3 protein-coding genes are annotated in these 1,488 nt (G+C 63.8%); all 3 read right to left on the reverse strand.

Features of this window, described 5'->3' with window-relative positions; genetic code table 11:
• Window positions 1-56 precede the first annotated feature (56 nt).
• The 3 genes from ACLN58_RS22105 to ACLN58_RS22115 all read right to left on the reverse strand — a co-directional run bounded on the left by ACLN58_RS22105 (window position 57) and on the right by ACLN58_RS22115 (window position 1,123).
• On the reverse strand, window positions 57-500 hold the full coding sequence (locus tag ACLN58_RS22105) for an SRPBCC family protein (RefSeq protein WP_415857356.1): 444 nt from the start codon (window positions 498-500) through the stop codon (window positions 57-59).
• Between the two features lie 161 nt (window positions 501-661).
• Complete coding sequence (locus tag ACLN58_RS22110; protein WP_415857357.1) at window positions 662-907, reverse strand: recombinase family protein; 246 nt, start codon at window positions 905-907, stop codon at window positions 662-664.
• An 18-nt stretch (window positions 908-925) separates the two neighbouring features.
• Window positions 926-1,123, reverse strand: a complete 198-nt coding sequence (locus ACLN58_RS22115) for a hypothetical protein (protein ID WP_415857358.1) — start codon at window positions 1,121-1,123, stop codon at window positions 926-928.
• Window positions 1,124-1,488: the final 365 nt, after the last annotated feature.

Here is a 1,488-nt window from a genome sequence, read left to right on the forward strand (position 1 = left end):
ACGGGACACTTCGTTACTGACCGTTCGATCTGCCGTTGTGGCGAGCCTGTCACCGGTCAGGCGGGTCGGTTCTCCAGCACTTCCTTGAGCCGCCGGTGGACTTCGGCGCCCTGCTTTGGCACCTGCCGCGCAATAATCGGTTCGAACAGGCGGGTGAAGCCCGAGAGCCGCATTTCGAGGACTTCCCTGAACCGTGACGCGCCCTCGCCGGCGGGCTCGAAAGTCATGGTGGAGCGAACCGCAAACCCGTTTGATCCGCTCTCCATGACGAACCGGCGGTCGGGCTCGAAGTCGACCATCCGGATCGGCGCGTCGAACCGGCGGCGGCCCTGGACGCGGCGGTGAGTCCACATCGTGCCCGAGCCGACCGGGCCGGGTGATGTCTGCTCAGCTGACTCAACATAGCGATCGTACTGAGGGAGCGTGGTGAAGTCGGCGACGTAGGCAAATACCTCGTGGAGGGGCCGTTGGACCGTCGCCGAGCCCTCGAACCGAATCATGGGGCCCATTGTATGCGGTGGAAAACGCCTGGCCTCTGTCGTTCTACAGGCACCCAGTGAGTGTGAGGGGCCTGAGGTTGCTGCGGCCGCGGCGTTCGCAGGTGCTGGTGGTGTAGAGCGGCTGGCATGCCAAGGACACCGCGCACCCAGCGCTCACCAAACTAGCGCCTCCAAGCCCAGTCGTAGACCGAGCCGCCGATGGCGAGCAGCACGCCCCGGTTGGACAGCTCGGCGAGGATGGTGTGCGCGTCGCCCACGTCGCGGGCGAACCGGTCGAACTTGGTCACGGTGAACACGCTGCCCTCCCATACCGCGGCAAGGGCCTGGTCGAGCCCGGCCCGGTGGGTGCGCTTCGTGCCGGGGAAGCCGCCGTCGATCTCCAAGGTGACCGGTGACGGATCCCCCACCGGACGCCAAGGGCGAGATCAGACCAAATCCGGGATCACCTCGAGGACCCGGCCCTCCCCGACGATCCGACCGGCGTACCAGATCCGAAAATCAGCACCCTGAACGGCGAATACTTGTCCTTCGGGGGCCCAGAAAGACAACTTTGCAATCGTCTGGGAGCCGGGTTCGAGGTCACGTCCGGTGTCAATCAACATGCCTATCTGAAGGTCGTCCACCAGACCCGTTGAGGAGGGAGGAAACACTGCAATTAACGACCTAGTTGGGCCAGGCATCGACTCGCGAAGCCCTCCCGAGTCAGCTGGCCAAAGGCTCAGATGCGCTTGAACACTATGTCCGAACATCAAGGCACGGGCCGAAACTTCTGTCGTGCGCCCTGGATGGCTGCTTCTTGCCCCATGGCGGGAAGTCTAGACCGGCCGCCCCGTGTTTTAGTTGGGTCTCTCGAGAAAGACCGCCCGGTCAGGGATCCTTCACCGGACGCTTTCCCCTGATCCCGGCGCGCGAGACACACGGGAAGTTTCTGACAACGAGTCTGGATTGAAATCTGTCCTCCCAGCCCCCGTTGGACCTAGCCTTCCTT

Origin of the sequence: Sinomonas sp. G460-2, from assembly GCF_047759905.1 — a bacterium.
Classification (GTDB): domain Bacteria; phylum Actinomycetota; class Actinomycetes; order Actinomycetales; family Micrococcaceae; genus Sinomonas.